This window comes from Streptomyces sp. NBC_00104, assembly GCF_045160825.1.
Lineage (GTDB): Bacteria > Actinomycetota > Actinomycetes > Streptomycetales > Streptomycetaceae > Streptomyces.
In genome coordinates, this window is sequence record NZ_CP108215.1 from 1,545,954 (window position 1) to 1,564,151 (window position 18,198).

Below are 18,198 nucleotides of genomic sequence, written 5' to 3' on the forward strand. Positions count from 1 at the left end.
GTATGACCACCCTTTCTCCCCCCACCAAGGGCTCGGGGGTCGCGGTCTCCGCCCGCGACCCCCGGTCCGGGGCACCGAGCGGCCGGCGCCGCCCGTTGCGGGCCCTCAGGCCGGGCCCCACCGCCGACGCGGGCGGCGCCGCGCTGTACCGCCGCTGGTGGCTGCCGTGGCTGTGGATGTCACCGGCGATCATCGGCGTCACCGTCTTCGGTCTGTACCCGTTCCTGAACACGCTCCTGCTGTCGTTCACCGACGCCAAACCGCTCGGCGGCGCCGCCTCGTTCGTGGGCCTGGACAACTACACGCGGATGCTGGGCGACGCCGACTTCTGGCTCGCCACCCGCAACAGCGTGCTGTACGCGCTGATCGTGGTCCCGCTGATGGTGCTGCTGCCGCTGATGCTGGCCGTGCTGGTGGAGAAGAACCTGCCGGGCATCGGCTTCTTCCGCTCCGCCTTCTACACCCCGGTCCTCGCCTCCAGCGTGGTCGTGGGCCTGAGCTGGCAGTGGCTGCTCAGCGACCAGGGCCTGGTCAACACCTGGCTGCAGAAGGCCCACATCATCCGGTCGGCGATCCCGTTCCTCTCGGACTCCTGGCTGATCCTGCTGTGCGCGATGGGGCTCACCCTGTGGAAGGGCCTCGGCTGGTACATGATCTTCTACCTGGCCGCGCTGGGGAACGTCCCGAAGGAACTGCACGAGGCCGCCGCGGTGGACGGCGCGGGCGCGATCCGCCGCTTCTGGCACGTCACGATGCCCGGTGTCCGCACCTCGATGATGCTGGTCGGCACCCTCACCGGCATCGGCTCGCTGCGGGTGTTCACCGAGATCTACATGCTCGGCGGCGCCACCGGCGGCCCCGGTGGCGCCGACCGCACCCTCCCCTTCTACATCCGGGACGTCGCCCTCGACCCGCTCACCGGCAACGCGGGCTACGGCTCGGCGGTCAGCGTCGCCCTCTTCGTCCTCACCCTGGGCCTCACGCTGCTCGCACAGCGCCTGACGAAGGAGGACGCGTCATGACCACCGCCGTGAAGGAGCAGCGGACGGCGGCGGCCGTGCCCGGGGTGGAGAAGCGGCGGCGCCTGATGCCGCGCTGGCGGGACTACGGCCGGCCGCGCGAACTCGTCGTCCGCTACCTGCTGTTGCTGTTCGTCCTCGGCATCACGGTCGGCCCGCTGCTGTGGCAGCTGCTGTCGTCGCTGAAGGGCGTAGGCGAGGACGTGTTCGGCGAGAACGCCTCCCTCTTCCCGAGCGACCCGACGCTGCGCGCCTACCGCGAGGTGTTCGCGCAGGTCCCGGTGTGGACATACATCGGCAACAGCATGGCCGTCGTCGCGCTGTCGGTCACGAGCCAGCTGGTGTTCTCCACGCTCGCCGGCTACATGCTCTCCAAGCCGAGCTGGAAGGGCCGCAAGCTGGTCTGGGTGCTGCTGATGGCGTCCATGATGTTCCCCTTCGAGTCGATCATGGTCTCGCTGTTCCTCAGCATCCGGGACCTCGGCCTGCTCGACAACGTGGCGGGCGTCTGGCTGCCCGGCTTCGTCGCCGCCATCAACGTCCTCATCATGCGGGCCGCGTTCCTCGCCGTGCCGCGTGAGATCGAGGACGCGGCGATGCTGGACGGGGCGGGCGAGTGGAAGCGGTTCCGGTATCTGTATCTGCCGTCCGCGTGGGGAGCGATCCTCGTCGTCACCATCAACACCTTCATCAGCGCCTGGGACGACTTCCTCTGGCCGCTGATCGTGCTGCGCACCGAGGACCACTTCACCCTCACCCTGGGCCTCGCCCGTCTGCAGTCCTCCTCCTTCGGCTACGACCAGCGGATGGTGATGGCGGGCTCGGTGATCTCCGTGATCCCGGTGCTGGTGCTGTTCGTGATCACCCAGCGGTGGTTCTACAAGGGGGTGTCCTCCGGGGCCGTCAAGCTCTGAGGCCGCTCCCTCAGGTCCAGGACCAGGGGTAGGACGGTGAGCGCCTCTCGTGCCGACCGGGCGACGCGGATCTCGACGGCGCCGACCCCCGTGGGCACGTCGAAGGACAGGGAGACCGTACGGCGCTGCCCCGGCGCCAGGCCGACGCCCTCGAACGCGCACAGTTCGAGGGTGCGCGGCCATACGGGAGTGATCAGCCGGCGCAGGTACACCTGGACGACCGTACGCCCGTGCCGTTTCCCCGTGTTGGTGACGTCGACCTCGACGGCGGACCCGGACAGGCGTGGCGTGCCGTACGCGAAACTCGTGTACGACAGCCCGTGCCCGAAGGAGTGGAGCGGCTCGGCGCTCTCGTCCACGTAGGCGCCGTACTCGGTGTCCTTGTGGTTGTAGTGGACCGGGAGTTGGGCCGCCGAGCGCGGCACCGAGACGGGCAGTCGGCCCGTGGGTTCCGCGAGTCCCAGCAGTACCTCGGCGATCGCGGCGCCGCCCCACGGGCCCGGGTACCAGGCGGTGAGCAGCGCGCCCGCCGTGTCGGGTACCACGTGCGGACGGCCCTGGATCAGGACGACCGCCGTCGGCGTCCCCGTCGCGACGACCGCGTCCAGCAGCGCGTGCTGGGCCTCCCCCAGGCGCAGCCCCGCGAGGTCGACGCCCTCGCCGCAGGTCATCTCGGACACGACGGTCCGCGCTGCCCCGTTGGCGTCGAACTCCGTGTCGGGCGTGCGGGCACTGCTGCCGCCCAGCACGAGCACGGCCAGGTCGGCCGCCGCGGCCTCGGCGACCGCGGCCGGGATGTGGGCGCGGTCGGCGCCGGTGAGGGCCGCGCCCTCGGTGTGGCGGACGTCCGTGCCGGGCGGGGCGAGCCGACGCAGGGCGTCGAGGACGCTCTCGCCGGTGCCGGGGCGCTGCGGGGCGGTGTAGTCGCCGAGTTGGTGGGCGGTGGTGGCGGCGTGCGGGCCGAGCACGGCGACACGGCGTACCGAGGGGCCGATGGGCAGCACGCCGGTCGGGTTGTGGAGGAGGGTGACGCAGGCGCGGGAGAGGTCGGTGCTCAGGGCGCGCCCGGTGTGCTCGGGGATCGACGCGCGCCGCGCGTAGGGGTTCTCGAACAGGCCGAGGCGGAACTTCAGGCGCAGGACCCGGGCGACGGCGGCGTCCAGCGCGGTCTCGCTCACCAGGCCCCGTTCGACGGCCTCCGCCAGGTGCGTGAAGCCCTCGTCCCAGAGGCTGAGGTCGATCCCGGCGTCGAGGGCGAGGGCGCCTGCGGAGACCTTGTCACCGGTGATGCGGGCGAGGCGGTCCACGGCGAGTCCGTCGGCCATGACCAGCCCCTCGAAGCCCCAGCGGTCCCGGAGCAGGCCGGTGAGGAGGGCGCGGTTGCCGGAGCAGGGCAGGCCGTCGACCTCGTTGTAGGCGGCCATGACGGCGGCGGCGCCGGCCCGGACTCCGGCGCGGGCGGCCGGGAGGTGGATCTCGCGCAGCTCGCGAAGACCCAGTTCGGACTCGGCGGAGTTGCGGCCGCCGACCGTCGCGCCCTGGCCGGCGAAGTGTTTGAGGACGACGGGGGCGCGGTCGGGGGCGAAGGATCCGTCCATGCCCGGTGTTCCCCCCGCTCCCCCCGCTTCCCCCGGACCCTCCGCTCCCCCCGGACCCTCCGCACCCTCCGCTCCCTCCACGCCCTGCATTCCGCGGACGAGTGCCTCCGTCAACCGGGCCGCGAGGTACGGGTCCTCGCCGAAGCACTCCTCGGTACGGCCCCAGCGCGGGTCCCGGGCGATGTCCAGCGCGGAGACGAGGGCCACGTGGCCGCCGCGGGCACGGAGTTCGGCGGCGGCATGCGCGGCGGCCCGCTCGAACAGGGCGGGGTCCCAGGTGGCGCCGACGGCCAGGTTGACGGGAAGGACCGTGCCGTCGAGGGCCATGTGGCCGTGCGGGACCTCCTCGACGAACAGGGCGGGGATGCGCAGGCGGCTGCGTTCCAGGACGTGGCGCTGGACCAGGTCGGCGAGGTCGGCGCTGTCGTCGGCCCCGGGTCCGTGGCCGTGGTCGACGCCGGACCAGGCGTCGGCGCGCATCAGACCGTAGAGGGCGCCGAGGCCCGCGAAGCGCTCGGTCTCGGCGTACAGGGCGTCGGTGAGTTCGAAGTCTCCGTCCCGGGTACGGCGGTAGGCGTCCCAGCCGTACATCCGCTGGTTGAGCTGGCCGACCTTCTCGCGCCGGGTCATGCGGGACAGAAGGTCGGCGACGCGGGTGTCGAGGGGGGCGGCCGGGTCGAGGTACGGGGGCTGCGCGGGGGCGGCGGCCGGGGCGACCGTCCGGTCCTGAGGGGGCATGGGTCGTCCTTGTCGGCGGGGGGGAGGGCCTGGTAGGCGGAGAGGCTTTGTCGGGGACGGGTCTTGTCGGGGACGGGCTTTGTCGGGGGGTGGGTTTTGTCGGGGGGTGGGTTTTGTCGGTGTGGGAGTCGGGCCGCGTCGGCGTGAGGGTGTGGTCACGGTCGTCGCCGCGGTCGTCGTAGAGCCGTCGTGCGGGTTGCCGGGCGGTCTCGGGCAGTCATCGGAGGGGCGCCGGGCGATCTCGGGCGATCGTTTGGCGGCCGTCGGGCGGTCTTCGGGCGATCGTTTGGCCGTCGGGCGGGCCGAGTGGTTCAGCCGCCCGTGGCGTGGGCGAGGCGGGCCAGGGCGACGGCGCCCGGGGAGCCGTCCGACACCGGGGTGACGGCGAGTCCGAGCGGGGCCAGGCGTTCGGTCAGCGGGGACAGCAGGGGGCCGTTCGGGGCGAGCAGGCCGCCCGTGGCGACGAGGGGTTCGTCCGGGCGGGGTGCCAGGGCCGAGACGGTCTCGGCCAGGCGGCGGGCGGCCTCCTGGAGGATCCGCACGGCGACGGCGTCCTTCTCCTCCGCGGTCCGCACCACCGCGGGCGCGTGGTCGGCCAGGCGGACGGGGGACCGGTCCATGACGGCGGGCAGCAGCCGGGCACGGTAGGCGGTGCGCCGCTCGGCGCTCCACGCGACGGCGCCGGTGGCTCCGTAGCCCTCCGGCGGCAGAACCTCCGTCGGCAGCCCGAGGTCCCGGCCGACGGCCAGGACGAGCGCGGTGGGCCCGCTGCGGCCGTCGGCCGCGCGCAGGGCCGCCCGCACGGCCGCGCGGCCGATCCAGAAGCCGCCGCCGTCGTCTCCGAGGAGCCAGCCGTCACCGCCCGAGGTCGCGGTCGGCACCCGACCGGCGATCCGGGCCGCGACCGCGCCGGTGCCGGCCACGAGGACGAGCCCGTCGGCGGGGTGGCCGGGGGCCGCGGCGAACGTCGTCTCGATGTCGCTGTGGACGCCGACCGCGGCGGCGGTGATACCGAGCCGGGCGAGCGCGGCGGACAGGGCGGCCCGGGCCCGTACCCGGCCGGGCTCGTCGGCGCCCTGGGCCTGGTGACCGGCCCCCGCGAAACCGCCCGCCACCGCGACCACCCGCCCGCGCAGTCCGTCGGGCACGGCCTGCCCGACGGCCTCGGCGAGGTGGTCGGCGAGCGCCGGCCCGGGCACGGTCAGCGAGTTGCCCGGCCCCGCCGTCCCCTCGCCCCGGACCCGCCCGTCTCCCAGGTCGGCGAGGACCGCACGGGTACGGGTGCCGCCGGCGTCGAGACCGACCACGTAGGCGGGGGAAGGCGCGGCGACCGCGGATTCCCCGGCAGCCGGAGAATCCGCGAAAGCTTGGTTCAAATCACTATTCATTGCCGTCCATGGTGGTTGATACATTCGCCGGACACAAGGTCCATCTCCTGAGGAGGACGCCATCAGCACGCCGCCCTCGCCCGCGCCCGCGCTCCGTTTCGGAGTCAACTACACCCCACGCCGGGGCTGGTTCCACGCCTGGCACGACTTCGATCCAGGGCTCGCGCGCGAGGACCTGGCACAGATCGCCGGGCTGGGCCTGGACCACGTCCGGGTCTTCCACCTCTGGCCGCTGCTCCAGCCCAACCGCACCGTGGTCCGGGCGTCGGCCGTGGACCAGCTCGTCCACCTGGTGGACCTGGCCGGCGAGTGCGGTCTGGACGTCCTCGTGGACGGCGTCCAGGGCCATCTGTCGAGCTTCGACTTCTACCCGGAGTGGACGCGCGGCTGGCACCACCGCAACGTCTTCACCGACCCCGAGGCGATCGAGGCCCAGGCCCTGCTGCTGCGCACGCTCGGCGGCGCCCTGTCCGGCCACCCCCACGTCATCGGCCTCCAGCTCGGCAACGAGCTCAACAACCTGGTCGAGCACAATCCGGTCTCCGTGGCCGAGGTCGACCACTACCTCGACGCCCTGCTGGCCGCCGCGCGGGACGGGCTCGGCGAGGGCGCCGGCCTGGTCACGCACTCGGCGTACGACGCCGCCTGGTACGGCGACGACCATCCCTTCACCCCCGAGGCCTCCGCCCGCAAGGGCGACCTCACCACCGTCCACCCCTGGGTCTTCTCCGCGGACTGCGCCCGCCGCTACGGCCCGCGCTCACCGCAGGTGCACCACCTCGCGGAGTACGGCACGGAACTGGCAGCCGCCTACGCAACCGACCCGGCGCGCCCGGTCTGGGTCCAGGAGACCGGCGCCCCCGAGCCGCACATCCCGGCGGCCGACGCCCCCGACTTCGCCCGCGCGACCCTGCTCAACGCGGCCGGCTGCGCCCGCCTGTGGGGCGTCACCTGGTGGTGCTCGCACGATGTCGACCGTTCCCTGGCCGACTTCCCGGAACTGGAGTACACACTCGGCCTGTTCGACTCCTCGGGCCACCCCAAGCCGATCGCGGACGCCCTGTCCACGACGGTGGCCGAGCTCCGCACCGCCGCCGCCACGCCCGCCCCCCGCACGACGGCCCTGGTCCTGGACTGCACCCCGTCCACGCGCTCGGTCTCCGGCCCCGGCGGCGCCTTCTTCGACGCCTGGATGCGTCTGCGGCAGGAGGGCACCCACCCGGCGGTGGTCCTGGCGGAGCGCGCGGAGGACACGGCGTATCTCGCGGCGAGGGGGGTCACGGAGCTGATCGGGGGGCAGTGAGGCAGGCGGGCGCGGGCTCGGGCGCCGGTGGACGGAAGCGGGGCCGAAGCCCTGGGAGGCGGGGGGCGGGGTGCTGGCTGGCGGGAGGCGGGGTGCTGGCTGGCGGGAGGCGGGGCGAGGCGCCGGGGGCGGGGGCGGGGGCGGGGGCGGAGCACCGGACGGTCGGGGCCGGGGCACCGGACGACAGGGGAACCGGCTCCGGCCCACCTCCCCGTCTGGGCGTCCGTCAGGGCGTCCGTCGGCACCCAGGATCCGCCCGCGCCAGGGCGTCAGCCTCCAGGGGCGTCCACCCCTGTCAGGACATCCGCCCCGCCAGAACCTCGGCCACCGCCCGCAGATTCACCCGTCCCCTCCCGTGCGCGGCAAGCGCACCGCCCGCTTCCGGCAACCCGGTCGAGACCACCAGCGCATCCGGCCGTCCCGCCAGCAACGCGTCCCGTAGACGCCCTTGCCAGGGGTACAGCTCCGCATCGCACAGGGCGACGACCAGGGGCCGCCCCTCGGCGGCCCGCAGCACCTTCCCCACGAGGGCCCCGTTGTCGTCGGGCTCCCCGGCGACCGCCGTCCCCGTGGCGGTCGGATCGAGGGCACGGACCTCGGTCAGCAGATCCTCGCCGCCCCAGTTGAGGGCGGGATGCGGGGGTGGGAAGCAGTCGACGACATGGGCGCCCGGCACCGGTTCCGGCACCGGTTCCGGCAATGGCCCCCCGCTCCGCACGGCCCGCCGCGCCGCCGTCAGCCCGGCGTCCGCGTCCCACACGGCCACGGCACCCGGCCGGTACGGCACCGCGTACCGCAGCGCCAGCCGTTGCACCCGTTCCGCGGCCTCGACCACGCGCTCCTCGGCGAGGTCGCCCGTCCGCAGGGCGTCGAGCACGGCATCGCGGCAGGCGAGGGTGACCTCCAGGTCGGGTACGGCGACGATGACCTGGTCCGCTCCGGCGGCGAGCGCGAGCCGGGCGCCGGCCGCCTCGCCGTAGCGGTCGGCGATGGCCTTCATCTCCAGCGCGTCGCTGACGAGGACGCCGTCGAAGCCGAGCTCGCCGCGCAGCAGTTCGGAGAGGATGCGCGGGCTGAGGGTGGCGGGCAGGTCGGGGTCGAGGGCCGGAAAGACGACGTGGGCGCTCATCAGCATGGGCACGCCCGCGTCGACGGCGGCCCGGAAGGGCGCGAGGTCGAGTCGCTCGTACGGCCGTGGGTCGACCGCCAGCTCGTGATGGCTGTCGGTGACGGTCCCGCCGTGGCCGGGGAAGTGCTTGGCGCAGGAGGCGACACCGCGTGCCTCGGTGGCCTCGATCCAGGCACGCAGATGCCGGGAGACCAGTTCGGGGTCGCCGCCGAAGGCGCGGGTGCGCACGATCGGGTTCTCGGGCCGGCTCTGGACGTCGGCGACGGGGGCGTAGGAGGCGGTGATGCCGAGCGAGAGCAGGTGTCCGGCGAGGGCGTCGGCGCAGGCAGCGGTCAGCCGGGGGTCGTCGGCGGCACCGAGCGCCCATGAGCCGGGCACCTCCGGGGCGCCCGCGGCGACCAGATGGCCGATGCCGCCGCCCTCGTTGTCGATGGCGACCAGCAGGTCCGGACGCAACATCCGCAGCACGCCGGTGAGTTCGCGGACCTGGTCGGCGTCGCGGATATTGCGGGTGAACAGGATGACCCCGCCGAGTCCGCGGTCGATCAGCCGTTTCAGGGTGTCGGGGACGGTCGTCGTACCGTCGAAGCCCGCGACGAGGCAGCGGTGGGCTGCCTCGTCGAGGGCCGCGGGGAGGACCGGGCCGACCGGCCCGGCGGCGGTGTGTTTCACCTCCGAAATCCTCTGGCTGACCAAGCCGAAAGTCAACAGCTCGGTGGATGAATGATTCACCAAACCTGGGCAGGCGGGAGTGGCACCGCCTTCGCCGCTCAGCTCCCGGCCGCTGTTGCCGCTGAGGTCTCGATCGCGGTTGCCGCTCAGGCCTCGATCGCGGTTGCCGCTCAGGCCTCGATCGCCGTTGCCGCTGAGGCCTCGACCGGCTTGCGGTAACGGACGTACTCACTCCGGCGGCGGAACCCGACGCTCTCGTAGAGGTCGTAGGAGCGGTGCGGATTGGCGGTCCCGGTGTAGAGGCGCGCGGTCTCGGCGCCGTGCTCGCGGAGGCAGCGCAGCCCGTCGAGCAGCAGGGCCCGGCCGAGCCCCAGCCGTCGCGACTCCGCCCGGACGCTCAACTCCTCGACCTCGCCCACCGCGCCGTCCCGCCGGCGGACGGAACACAGAGCGACCCCGGCCATCCGGTCCCCGTCCCAGGCGGCTCGCCAGCAGGTCGGGTCGGCCGTGGCGAGGAACCTCTCGTACGTCCACCTCTGGGTGAAGGCGGCGTCCGCATAGGAGTCGACGACCGCCTCCCATGCGGCGCGATGGTCCCCCGGCCCCACGGCGCCGAGTCGGACACCGGTCGGCAGTGGCTTGGCCTCGGGCAGTCGTCGGAGGTCGGCCAGCTTCAGCTCCACCAGGCTGAAGACCCTCCGGTAACCGCCGGCCAGCAGCAACGCCGTCGCGTCCGCCTCACCGGCCGTGGCGTTCGCGCCGAACACGGCCCGCCGGGCGGTGCCGTGCTCCCGCACGAGCCGGCGGATGCGGTTCTCGGCCCAGTCGAGCATGGCCGAACCGATGCCCTGGCCGCGATGCCGGGGCAGCACATAGCCACGGTGCAGGTACAGCCACGTCCCGTCCCGCTCCTCCCACCACCTGATCGTGGCGTAGCCGACGACGCGGCCTTCGCCCTGGCCCTGACCCTCGTACTCCACGAGGATCTGGTTCTCGTGGGGGTCTTCCAACTCGGCGCAGGACTCCGCGATCTCGGCGGCCGTCGGGAGCCCCTCCACGACCGACCCGGCGTCGACCCGGTCCCGCTCCGCGCAGCCCAGCCGTACGGCGGCCATCGCGTCATGGTCTTCCTGGCCCCGGTACGGCCGGCAGGCATAGCGCTCCACATCCATGGCCAAGATCTCTCGTACCCGCAGATGCCCTGTCAATCGCCTTTCTGAGGCTCCCGCCGCTCTACGGCGCGGAGGCTCCCGCCGCTCTACGGCCAGGTGACGGAACGGCGGCGAGGAAGCCTCGCCCGTGCGCGCACCCAGCCGAACAGCACCACCGAGCACAGGGCGGCGAAGGCGCACCAGGTCGAGACGAACTCCATCCGCCACAGGGTCCAGCTGATCACGGCACCGACGGCGGCCAGGAACCCGAGCACCACGAGCCTGCGGTCTCCGGAGAGGAGCAGGGAGCCGACGGTGGCGAGGAGGTAGCCCGCGACGAGGAGCACCGGGTGCGACAGGTCGATCGTGTAGCCGACGGTGTGGCCACGGATCTCGGCCGTCACCGGGCCCGTGGCGAGGCCGTGGGCGAGCGGTACGGCGGTCGCGGCCCCGACCGCGAGCAGCACGGCAAGCCGGGTCCGGGCGTGCGGCGGGGCCGCGCACCACACGCCCACCGGTACCCACAGGGCCAGCAGCGGCAGTGCGACGACGGCCCAGGCGACGGTGGCGGGTCCACTGCCTCCGTCCGAGGACCAGACCACCGACTCCACGATCTGGTGGGTCCCGAGCAGCAACGGCAACGCGGCGAGCGGCAGGTCCCGACCAGTGCGCACCAGCGCCACACAGGCCACCCCGACAGCGGTGACACCGACGCCCGCCACGAGATCGGCCGTCGCACTCCAGCACATCGCGCCACCATGGGGTCGACCGTCGTCTGCGCGGGCCACGCTACGTCGCTCCCGACGGACCTTCCCGGGACGACACGGGGGCACCGGGCTACGGGGCTACGGGGCTACGGGGCTACGGGGCTACGGGGCTACGACAGTGTGGCCGCGAGCTTCTCCGTTCCCGGGCCGGAGACGCCCGCGAGCCCCGCCGGGCGTCCCGTCGCCACGAGGAGCAGGTCGGCGACCGGTCCGCGGACCTCGTCGGGGCCGGTTCCCGCCGACCAGGCCGCGTCGGTCGCCACCAGTCGCACGCCCCGCAGCCGTTTGCGTGCCCCGTAGAAGGGGCTGGCCACCACGTGGGCGAGCGCGGCGGTGGCCTGTTCCGTCGGCATCTGGCGGTCCCGCCCGAGGGGGCGCGCGATGTCCTGGCCGTGGACGAGGAAGTCGACGAGCGGGTCCAGCGGCGCGGCCAGGGGCGCGCGGCGGGAGGAACCCGCCGTCTCCCGGATCTGCGCGACGAGTTCGGCCGGCCCGAACCGACCTGCGCGTTCCCGGGCGAAGTCGCATTCCATCCGATTGGGGTGCCGTTAACGAGCGGCGAACCAGGTGAGAAGTAACCCGCCAGTAGCTTTCAGATCAAAGGTCGGCCCCCTTGCCAGGACGTAGCGTGGGGGCCGAGTGGTTTTGCTGGCGTCAGGCCGCGGCCGGCTCGGGCTCCGGTTCCTGGGGGACGGGCTGAGCGAGCTGGAGGCGGCTGCCCATATTCAGCCGCACCTCGCCATAGGGCTGGAGGTGCATCCAGAACAGCGAGGTCAGGGCGCGTTTGTCCTCCTCAGTCAGGAGGTTCACCCACTCCGGATCGGCGAGCATCTCCTGGATCATCAGCGTATTGACGAAGACGAGCGCGGTCTGGAGGAGATGGAGCGCGAGGACGGATAGTTCTTGCTGGTCACGGCGGTTGGAAGAGAGCTCGCTGCTCTTGCCGAAGAAGATGATGTCGTTGGCGCCGTTCCAGCCCTCGACGACGTTCAGCCCTTCTTGGATCTCGCGCTGGAGGTCGCGGTCGCGCAGGTAGCGGGCGACGAAGATGGTCTTCTGGGCTTTGCCGACCTCCAGCATTGCCTGGTAGACGGGGTGGGAGGCGGTGCGGGTGAAGCGCCGCAGGATGGCCTCGGTGGAGGCGGTGCCGACCCGGATCGCTGTGGCGTACTTGATGCGCTGGTCGTAGTTGTTCTCGATGACGTCCCAGCGGATTGGGCGGGTCATCGCGTCGGCCAGGCGCTCGTAGCTGTCCTCGTCCTCGCGGCCGGGCCGGTACAGCTTGACCTTGTTGAGCTGCTTGATGCGGGGCAGCAGGTCGTAGCCCAGGAGCCTCGTCAGTCCGAACCCGATTTCCGACTGGCCATGCGAATCGACGTAGTTGCCCTCGGTCTGCATCGTGGTCGCGTGCCGCATCATGCCCTCGGTGGTAGGTGGTGGATGAGTCCTTGTGCCGCTCGATCAGCTTCAGCGCCTCCATGACGGGCTTGTGCTGGTCGTCGGAGGAGCGGAAGCCGAGCACGCCGAGCAGCTTCATGAGCCCGCTGCGGTAGTGGTTGGAGTAGGAGGACTTGAACACCTCCCGCTTGTTGCGGGCGAACTCCGCGTTCGTCGCCTTCATCTCGGCGCCCAGGTCCTTCAGCGTCTTCTCCCCGCCAGCCGCGGGGAAGACCACGGAGCGGACCGAGCCGTCCGGGGCGCCGAGCGAGGCGGCGGGCCGCCCTCGCGCACCCGCCAACCGCCGTCGGTCGGAATGAGGGTGGCGGCGACGAGAAGCTGGCACAGTCCGATGTGGATCAGTGGGGTGTGCCGAGATCGGGCCAGAGCCAGCCCGCCAAGGGCCGAGATCGGCCCCGCCACCGGCCCGGCATACGGGTGCGGATCTGCGCGCGGAGGGGGCGAGATGAGGTGTGGGAGGCGGCCAATGCGGTCGTCTCGATTACTTCGGGTCGCGGTTGAACTGCGCCGTCGACCAGCGGTAGCCGAGCGCGATCAGGCCGACGCACCAGACGACCGCGATCCAGCCGTTGTTGCCGATTTCGGTGTCGAGCAGGAGGCCGCGGAGGGTTTCGATGGCAGGGGTGAAGGGCTGGTACTCGGCGATCGGCTGGAACCAGCCCGGCATCGTACCGGCCGGGATGAAGGCGCTGGAGATGAGCGGCAGGAGGATCAGCGGCATGGCCATATTGCCGGCCGCCTCGGGGTTCGGACTGGCCGCGCCCATCCCGACGGCGATCCAGGTGAGTGCCAGGGCGAACAGCGTGATCAGCCCGAACGCCGCGATCCACTCCAGTGCCGTGGCGTCCGTGGACCGGAAGCCCATCGCCACCCCGACGGCGCCGACGAGGACCACGCTCATCACGCACTGCAGCACGCCGCCGACGACATGCCCGACGAGCAGAGAGCCCCGGTAGATCGCCATCGTGCGGAAGCGGGCGGTGAGGCCCTGGGTCATGTCCACGCAGACGGACACCGCGGCCCCGATCACGGTGCTGCCGACGGTCATCAGCAGCAGACCGGGGACGATGTAGGCGATGTAGTCGGAGCGGTCCGCGCCGCCGCCACCGATCCCGGCGCTCATCACGTCGCCGAAGATGTAGACGAAGAGCAGCAGCATCATGATCGGTGTGAGCAGCAGGTTCAGGGTCCCGGACGGGTAGCGCCATGCGTGCAGGAGGTTGCGGCGCAGCATCGTGTTCGAGTCGCGTACAGCGAGCGAGAGGGAGCTCATCGCACGTTCTCCTTGGGCTGGTTGGGGACGTTGGCTGGGCCGGTCAGGGCGAAGAACACGTCGTCGAGGTCGGGGGTATGTACGGTCAGCTCGTCGGCCTCGATGCCGACGGAGTCGAGCCAGTCGAGAATGGAGCGCAGTTCGCGCTGACTACCGTCGCTGGGGATGGACAGCGACAGTGCCTCGTCGTCCCGGGTGATTTCGCGCAGGGCGTCAGCGGCGGACTGGTACGCGACCGGGTCGGTGAAGCGGAGCCGGATGTGCCCGCCCGGGATGAGCCGTTTGAGCTCCTCGGCGGTGCCCTCGGCGGCGATCTTGCCGTCGTTCAACACGGCGATGCGGTCGGCGAGTTCGTCGGCCTCCTCCAGGTACTGGGTGGTGAGGAAGACGGTGACGCCGTCGGAGACGAGGCCGCGGATGATGCCCCACATGTTGTGGCGGGAGCGTGGGTCGAGCCCTGTCGTCGGCTCGTCGAGGAAGATGATCCGCGGGTTGGCGACCAGCGTCATCGCGAGGTCGAGGCGGCGCTTCATACCGCCGGAGTAGGTCGAGGCGGGCTTCTTCGCGGCCTCTGCCAGGTCGAAGCGCTCCAGGAGTTCGGCGGCGACCCGTCGTCCCTCGCTCTTGGACAGGTGGTGCAGGTCCGCCATGAGGAGCATGTTCTCCTCGCCGGTGATCAGGCCGTCAACGGCGGAGAACTGCCCGGTGACACCGATTGCGGCACGGACCGCCTGTGGGTCGGCGGCCAGGTTGTGCCCGCCGACGTGCAGGTCACCAGCGTCGGCGGTGATGAGCGTGGACAGGATCTTGACGGCGGTGGTCTTGCCGGCGCCGTTCGGGCCGAGCAGCGCGAACACGGACCCGGCCGGGATGCGCAGATCGATGCCGTCAAGGACGGTCTTGTCGCCGTACGACTTGCGTAGCCCTACGGCGGAGACGGCGGTCGGCGGCGACGGGTGACCGTCATCCTGCCTGGATGTGGGCATGACAGATGAAGGCATGGTGACTTCCCTTCGGAAAATGGTGTGGAGCGACCCGCCGCCGGAGACCTGCTCGACCACCTCGGTGGCAGGATCTGCGGCGGCATCTGGTGGCCGGTCGGCCCGCATCTACTCGCGCCGCGCCGAGGCGAACGAACCGCGCGTGCGGGCTAAGTCGACTGGTATAAGGCGACGAGTGCTACTTCTCGGCCGTGCCGGATTCCCCGCTGACGGACTCCTGATAGACGTCCGCGTAGGTGCGTGAGTCCTTGATCAGATCGTCGCAGAACGCGGCGACGTCCGTGCCGATGAGCTCCAGGACCCCCTTTCCCATGGCGGCGCCCTCCTCGAAGAAGTCGACGATCCCGGGGAGCAGGGGCCCGTCAGGCAGGTCGATCGGGCCGACCTTGAACAGGTACTTCTGCATCTCCTTGTAGACGATCTGGTAGTCCTGCGGGAGCACCTTGACCCGGGCCATGTGCGCCCGCCACTGCTTCTTGCCCTCGATGATGTCTTGGATGCTCACGTCAGCCTCCCAGCCGGCTCAGCTTCTTTGCGACGTTCCTGTTCAACTGCTCGCGCCACCGGTCGCGATAGGTTCGAGCCCCTTCTCCACCGGCCAGCGCGGTGCAGAAGCCTGGGATGTCGTCGCCGAGCACCTCGTGGACGCTCTGCCCGTCGGCCGCTGCTACTTCGAGCAGCCCCAGGGCGGCGTCGAGGATCGGCATCAGGTTGCGACCGGTGAAGTCCCCATAGGGGAAGAGGTGGGCGATGATCTGCCCCCACGCCGCCCGGTAGTCGTCCGGCAGGACCTCGGCCCGGGTTTCGAACGCCTTCCATTCCCTGGTGAGATCGCTGCCTGTGATCTTCTCCCAGAAGTTCATCTCCCGCCCTCCTTAAGCTTGTTGATGCGTGATGAGACGTACTGCCATTTCGCCCAGAACTTCGCGAGTTCCTCGCGTCCGGCGTCGTTGAGCGAGTAGAACTTGCGCGGCGGACCGACCCCAGATGGTCGTTTCGTCACCTGGACGAGCTTGTTCCTCTCCAGTCGCAGCAAGATGGTGTAGACGGTCCCCTCGACGACGTCGGCGAAGCCGAGCTCGTTCAGCTGACGAGTGATGGCGTACCCGTAGGTTTCCTCGCTGCCGATGATTTCGAGCACGCACCCTTCGAGCGTGCCCTTCAGCATCTCCGTCAGGTCGTCCATCGCGAATCCTCCTCGGCCTAGCGGTACTACGTAGTACCGAGTACCACTATACGGTATCACTGAGTAGTGGAGGGCGACAGCGCCTCCGGTTGGCGCGAACGGACCCGGGGCCGACCTTGCGAGGGCCCAGGCTCCGCGGCTGCGGCTGCGGCTGCGTCTGCGTCTGCCCCATCGGCCTGGCTCCATAGTCGGCGGGGGCTCGTACGTCATCACCGCAATGCCCCGACCTCGACATCCCAAGGTGGCTTGCCGGCCGGCTTGCGGCTGTCGGTAAACGAACGAATGACGACAGGCAGCCCGCGTGTCCAATGAACCCGGACTTCCCCGGGCCCGACGGCGGCGCCGATCCAATCAGATCCGATGAAGGATGATGACAGGGTTTGCTGACAGCCAGGGTCGAATGACGACCGCCGGCACGGGGAGCAGGATGGCCAACCTGGTCTACAAGCGGGTGTCGACCGACCAGCAGTCGACCGACCGTCAGAACCTCGTCCTCACCGAGGCCAGGATCGAAGATCCGGTCGTCTTCGAGGAGACCGCGGGCACCTCCAGCCGCCTCCACCCCCGGAACGGCCGAAGTTCGTCGAACTGCTGACGTACGCGCGGCCGGGCGACACCGTGCACATCTCCGAGATGTTCCGCCTCGTACGCGGTACCGGCCACATCCTCGACGTGCTCGACGTCCTGCACCGCGACCAGGTGGCGCTACACATCCACGACGGAGCGTTCTCCGCGATGGACCTCACCGCCCGCCACCCGCGCACCGGAGAACTGCTGTCCGACAGACGACGTCGATCCCGATCGCGTGCAGGTGCCGCCTCGCCCATGTCCCACGTTTCGTGAGGTCTTTTTGATGTGTTTCCGCGCATTGAATGATGGGTTCGAGCTCCTCAGACTGGCAGAGACACTAGGGCTGCGAAAGGAGCCGCGATGCCCCCCATCGCCGCGGTGTCACGGACCTGGCTGTCCGAGGCCGACTGCGATCTCGACACGTTCCGCGCACTCGTCGAGCAGGACACCGACCCCGCCGACCATCCCTCGGCCGAGCGGGTCGATCGGAACGTGCCGCTCTACGACAGCGAACGGCTCCGCGCTCTGACGGCCACATCGGAGGGCCGTCGGACCATACAGACCGAGCTGGTCCGGGCCCTGCTGGACGGCCCCGGAATCGTCGTGCTCAAGGGCGCGTTCACCGACCCGGCCGTCGTGGACCGGGCGTCCGACGCCTTCCGTGAACTGATCGAGGAGGAGCGCGCGGCGGGTACGGCCCGGGGCGACCACTTCGCGAAGCCGGGCGCCAACGACCGCGTCTGGAACGCGCTGGAGAAGATGGCCGTACGGGCCCCGGACGTCTTCGCCGACTACTACGCCAACGACATGCTGGCCCTGATCTCCGAGGCCTGGCTCGGCCCCGCCTACCAGGTCACCTCGCAGGTCAACGTGGTCAACCCGGGGGGCGCCGCCCAGAGCCCGCACCGCGACTACCACCTCGGCTTCCTCTCCCAGCGGCAGGCCGCCGCCTACCCCGCGCACGTCCACCGCCTCTCCCCCGTCCTCACCCTCCAGGGTGCGGTCGCCCACTGCGACATGCCCGTCGAGTCCGGCCCCACCCTCTACCTGCCGCACTCCCAGAAGTACGAGCCCGGCTACCTCGCCTGGCGACTCCCTGAGTTCGTCGAGTACTTCGACGCCCACCACGTCCAACTCCCCCTGGACAAGGGCGACGCGGCCTTCTTCAACCCCGCGCTCTTCCACGCCGCCGGGCACAACCGCTCCTCGGACATCCGGCGCATGGCCAACCTGCTCCAGATCTCCTCCGCCTTCGGCCGCGCCATGGAGAGCGTGGACCGCGGGGCGATGGCGCACGCGCTCTTCCCGGTCCTGCTGCACCGCAAGTCCGAGGGCGCCCCGGAGGATTGGCTGCGCCGCGTCGTCGCCGCCACCGCCGAGGGCTACGCCTTCCCCACCGACCTCGACCTCGACCCGCCCGTCGACGGCCTCGCGCCGCCCGCGCAGGCCGACCTGCTCTGGCAGGCCGTCAGCGAGACCTGGACCCCGGAGCGACTGCGCCGCGAACTGGAGGCGGGCGCACGGCGCCGAGGGCGCTCGTGACCCCGGGAGTTGGCGGCCCCCCTGACGTCAGCGGAGGCCGCACGGCGCCTGGACACCCACGGCAACCCGATGGGTACCCCGCACCGCTTCGTCCACGACCTCACCGGCACCGCCCCACGCTGCGACACGACCACGACCACGACCACGACCACGACCACGACCACGGCTACGGCTACGGCTACGGCTACGGCTACGGCTACGGCTACGGCTACGGCTACGGCTACGGCTACGGCTACGACCCGGTGCACGGCCGAGACGCCCCGGGCGCGGCCACGAAGGCCTGGGCCGACGCATGCGTACGCCTGCACACCACAGCCGATCTCAGCCACCAGCCCTGACCAATGGGGGCGGTCGGCCGAGGTCTCCACAGCCTCCAAGGTCTCCATTGCCTCCCCCGTACGGCGACCGCGCACTGAGCCCGTGTGGCCGCCGGACGGTCGCGGACGCGCGTGACGGATGTCGTCGCGAGGGGTTGACGGCGGCGCGCGG

At 71.4% G+C, this 18,198-nt stretch carries 19 protein-coding genes; 7 read left to right on the forward strand and 12 right to left on the reverse strand.

The window, feature by feature from the left end:
- The first annotated feature begins 2 nt into the window (after nt 1-2).
- Both OG272_RS06625 and OG272_RS06630 read left to right on the forward strand, forming a co-directional pair.
- Nucleotides 3-1,022 (forward strand): sugar ABC transporter permease, encoded by a 1,020-nt coding sequence (locus OG272_RS06625; RefSeq protein WP_326584422.1) that lies wholly within the window; start codon nt 3-5, stop codon nt 1,020-1,022.
- A complete protein-coding gene (locus tag OG272_RS06630) occupies nt 1,019-1,933 on the forward strand; it encodes a carbohydrate ABC transporter permease (protein ID WP_326584421.1) in 915 nt (304 codons plus the stop codon). The genes OG272_RS06625 and OG272_RS06630 overlap by 4 nt, the downstream gene beginning before the upstream one ends.
- On the opposite strand, the gene OG272_RS06635 is transcribed toward OG272_RS06630, so the two are convergent.
- Nucleotides 1,897-4,269 (reverse strand): glycoside hydrolase family 3 N-terminal domain-containing protein, encoded by a 2,373-nt coding sequence (locus OG272_RS06635; protein WP_405892838.1) that lies wholly within the window; start codon nt 4,267-4,269, stop codon nt 1,897-1,899. The two genes, OG272_RS06630 and OG272_RS06635, sit on opposite strands and share 37 nt — an antisense overlap.
- Nucleotides 4,270-4,580: 311 nt before the next feature.
- The gene (locus OG272_RS06640; RefSeq protein ID WP_405892839.1) at nt 4,581-5,645 is read right to left on the reverse strand and encodes a BadF/BadG/BcrA/BcrD ATPase family protein; all 1,065 of its coding nucleotides are present in this window, start codon (nt 5,643-5,645) and stop codon (nt 4,581-4,583) included.
- 283 nt (nt 5,646-5,928) lie between these two features.
- Here OG272_RS06640 and OG272_RS06645 point away from each other — a divergent pair, with 283 nt between their 5' ends.
- Nucleotides 5,929-6,960: a glycosyl hydrolase gene (locus OG272_RS06645; protein WP_405892840.1), complete on the forward strand. Its 1,032-nt coding sequence runs from the start codon at nt 5,929-5,931 to the stop codon at nt 6,958-6,960.
- 295 nt (nt 6,961-7,255) lie between these two features.
- Here OG272_RS06645 and OG272_RS06650 read toward each other — a convergent pair whose 3' ends face one another.
- The 10 genes from OG272_RS06650 to OG272_RS06695 all read right to left on the reverse strand — a co-directional run bounded on the left by OG272_RS06650 (nt 7,256) and on the right by OG272_RS06695 (nt 15,597).
- Complete coding sequence (locus tag OG272_RS06650; protein WP_327730821.1) at nt 7,256-8,761, reverse strand: glycoside hydrolase family 3 N-terminal domain-containing protein; 1,506 nt, start codon at nt 8,759-8,761, stop codon at nt 7,256-7,258.
- Between the two features lie 170 nt (nt 8,762-8,931).
- On the reverse strand, nt 8,932-9,933 hold the full coding sequence (locus tag OG272_RS06655; protein ID WP_405895993.1) for a GNAT family N-acetyltransferase: 1,002 nt from the start codon (nt 9,931-9,933) through the stop codon (nt 8,932-8,934).
- An 86-nt stretch (nt 9,934-10,019) separates the two neighbouring features.
- On the reverse strand, nt 10,020-10,661 hold the full coding sequence (locus OG272_RS06660; protein ID WP_326584418.1) for a DUF6629 family protein: 642 nt from the start codon (nt 10,659-10,661) through the stop codon (nt 10,020-10,022).
- A 128-nt stretch (nt 10,662-10,789) separates the two neighbouring features.
- Entirely contained in the window at nt 10,790-11,212 is a 423-nt protein-coding gene (locus OG272_RS06665) for a maleylpyruvate isomerase family mycothiol-dependent enzyme (protein WP_405892841.1), read from the reverse strand.
- Between the two features lie 121 nt (nt 11,213-11,333).
- Complete coding sequence (locus tag OG272_RS06670; protein ID WP_405892843.1) at nt 11,334-12,098, reverse strand: Tn3 family transposase; 765 nt, start codon at nt 12,096-12,098, stop codon at nt 11,334-11,336.
- Between the two features lie 520 nt (nt 12,099-12,618).
- Nucleotides 12,619-13,410, reverse strand: coding sequence for an ABC transporter permease (locus OG272_RS06675; protein WP_327730819.1), 792 nt, complete (start codon nt 13,408-13,410; stop codon nt 12,619-12,621).
- The gene (locus OG272_RS06680; RefSeq protein WP_405892844.1) at nt 13,407-14,396 is read right to left on the reverse strand and encodes an ATP-binding cassette domain-containing protein; all 990 of its coding nucleotides are present in this window, start codon (nt 14,394-14,396) and stop codon (nt 13,407-13,409) included. The genes OG272_RS06675 and OG272_RS06680 overlap by 4 nt, the downstream gene beginning before the upstream one ends.
- Nucleotides 14,397-14,589: 193 nt before the next feature.
- Entirely contained in the window at nt 14,590-14,916 is a 327-nt protein-coding gene (locus OG272_RS06685) for a DUF1048 domain-containing protein (protein WP_326584413.1), read from the reverse strand.
- Nucleotide 14,917: 1 nt separating this feature from the next.
- A complete protein-coding gene (locus OG272_RS06690) occupies nt 14,918-15,274 on the reverse strand; it encodes a DUF1048 domain-containing protein (RefSeq protein WP_129771882.1) in 357 nt (118 codons plus the stop codon).
- Entirely contained in the window at nt 15,271-15,597 is a 327-nt protein-coding gene (locus tag OG272_RS06695) for a PadR family transcriptional regulator (RefSeq protein ID WP_137982132.1), read from the reverse strand. The genes OG272_RS06690 and OG272_RS06695 overlap by 4 nt, the downstream gene beginning before the upstream one ends.
- A 400-nt stretch (nt 15,598-15,997) precedes the next feature.
- On the opposite strand from OG272_RS06695, the gene OG272_RS06700 reads away from it, so the two are divergent.
- The 4 genes from OG272_RS06700 to OG272_RS06715 all read left to right on the forward strand — a co-directional run bounded on the left by OG272_RS06700 (nt 15,998) and on the right by OG272_RS06715 (nt 18,047).
- Entirely contained in the window at nt 15,998-16,192 is a 195-nt protein-coding gene (locus tag OG272_RS06700; RefSeq protein WP_405892845.1) for a hypothetical protein, read from the forward strand.
- A gap of 23 nt (nt 16,193-16,215) precedes the next feature.
- Nucleotides 16,216-16,440: a hypothetical protein gene (locus tag OG272_RS06705; RefSeq protein WP_327730817.1), complete on the forward strand. Its 225-nt coding sequence runs from the start codon at nt 16,216-16,218 to the stop codon at nt 16,438-16,440.
- Nucleotides 16,441-16,527: 87 nt separating this feature from the next.
- Nucleotides 16,528-17,709 (forward strand): phytanoyl-CoA dioxygenase family protein, encoded by a 1,182-nt coding sequence (locus OG272_RS06710; RefSeq protein WP_327730816.1) that lies wholly within the window; start codon nt 16,528-16,530, stop codon nt 17,707-17,709.
- On the forward strand, nt 17,706-18,047 hold the full coding sequence (locus tag OG272_RS06715) for a hypothetical protein (protein WP_405892846.1): 342 nt from the start codon (nt 17,706-17,708) through the stop codon (nt 18,045-18,047). Before OG272_RS06710 ends, OG272_RS06715 begins: the two co-directional genes overlap by 4 nt.
- The last annotated feature ends 151 nt before the right edge of the window (nt 18,048-18,198 follow it).

Bases quoted from the DNA above. Each gene is read 5' to 3' on its own strand.
- OG272_RS06670 (WP_405892843.1), bottom strand. From the start codon at position 12,098: ATGATGCGGCACGCGACCACGATGCAGACCGAGGGCAACTACGTCGAT.
- OG272_RS06690 (WP_129771882.1), bottom strand. From the start codon at position 15,274: ATGAACTTCTGGGAGAAGATCACAGGCAGCGATCTCACCAGGGAATGG.
- OG272_RS06635 (WP_405892838.1), bottom strand. From the start codon at position 4,269: ATGCCCCCTCAGGACCGGACGGTCGCCCCGGCCGCCGCCCCCGCGCAG.
- OG272_RS06665 (WP_405892841.1), bottom strand. From the start codon at position 11,212: ATGGAATGCGACTTCGCCCGGGAACGCGCAGGTCGGTTCGGGCCGGCC.
- OG272_RS06630 (WP_326584421.1), top strand. From the start codon at position 1,019: ATGACCACCGCCGTGAAGGAGCAGCGGACGGCGGCGGCCGTGCCCGGG.
- OG272_RS06675 (WP_327730819.1), bottom strand. From the start codon at position 13,410: ATGAGCTCCCTCTCGCTCGCTGTACGCGACTCGAACACGATGCTGCGC.
- OG272_RS06680 (WP_405892844.1), bottom strand. From the start codon at position 14,396: ATGCCCACATCCAGGCAGGATGACGGTCACCCGTCGCCGCCGACCGCC.
- OG272_RS06655 (WP_405895993.1), bottom strand. From the start codon at position 9,933: ATGGATGTGGAGCGCTATGCCTGCCGGCCGTACCGGGGCCAGGAAGAC.
- OG272_RS06710 (WP_327730816.1), top strand. From the start codon at position 16,528: ATGCCCCCCATCGCCGCGGTGTCACGGACCTGGCTGTCCGAGGCCGAC.
- OG272_RS06700 (WP_405892845.1), top strand. From the start codon at position 15,998: ATGACGACCGCCGGCACGGGGAGCAGGATGGCCAACCTGGTCTACAAG.
- OG272_RS06625 (WP_326584422.1), top strand. From the start codon at position 3: ATGACCACCCTTTCTCCCCCCACCAAGGGCTCGGGGGTCGCGGTCTCC.
- OG272_RS06695 (WP_137982132.1), bottom strand. From the start codon at position 15,597: ATGGACGACCTGACGGAGATGCTGAAGGGCACGCTCGAAGGGTGCGTG.
- OG272_RS06660 (WP_326584418.1), bottom strand. From the start codon at position 10,661: ATGTGCTGGAGTGCGACGGCCGATCTCGTGGCGGGCGTCGGTGTCACC.